Raw genomic sequence first — 537 nt, forward strand, 5'->3', positions numbered from 1 at the left:
TCCACACCACAGTGGCCTGCTGGTCTGCGCTGGTCAGCGCCAGGGCGTAGGCCTCGGCCGGCAGCAACCGGCCCATGGCGTGGTCCACGTACTGCAGCACGGTGCCGGTGAGGATCGGGCCGCGATGCTCGGCGCGGATGCGGGCAAGGGCCAGGCGCAGCACAGGCTTGTCGATGTGGGCCAGATCTTCCGCCAGCAGCAGCAGTGCAGCAGGCCGGACCTGCTGGCCGCTCAGCTCCATCGTGGCGCCCAGCTCTTCCAGCAGCCAGTCGGCGTCGACATGGTCACGCATTGCCGCCCTCGCCGTTGCCCCGGCCGCCACGCTGGCGCAGCAGCCGCTTGGCCTCCTCGATGGCGTCGAAGTTGGCGCTCGTCTTGTCGGCCGCCTGGGCCGCCGTGCCGGTCATCGCCTGGCCACGTGCCCACTGCGTGCGGTAGCTCTCGGCCTTGGCCAGCAGCGCGCCGACACCATGCGAGTCCTTCAGCACGTAGGCCTCGCTGACGCATTCCACGTACCAGGCCGCCACCAGCGGCGCC

At 70.9% G+C, this 537-nt stretch carries 2 pseudogenes; both read right to left on the minus strand.

The features are described from left to right. Positions 1 to 292 (minus strand): annotated as a pseudogene (locus L995_RS09390) (hypothetical protein); the annotation flags it as partial. Continuing rightward, a pseudogene (locus tag L995_RS33775) lies at positions 285 to 537 on the minus strand (helix-turn-helix domain-containing protein); the annotation flags it as partial. The pseudogenes L995_RS33775 and L995_RS09390, both read right to left, overlap by 8 nt.

It is taken from the genome of Delftia sp. ZNC0008, from assembly GCF_000799035.1.
Taxonomy (GTDB): Bacteria; Pseudomonadota; Gammaproteobacteria; order Burkholderiales; family Burkholderiaceae_C; genus Comamonas; species Comamonas tsuruhatensis.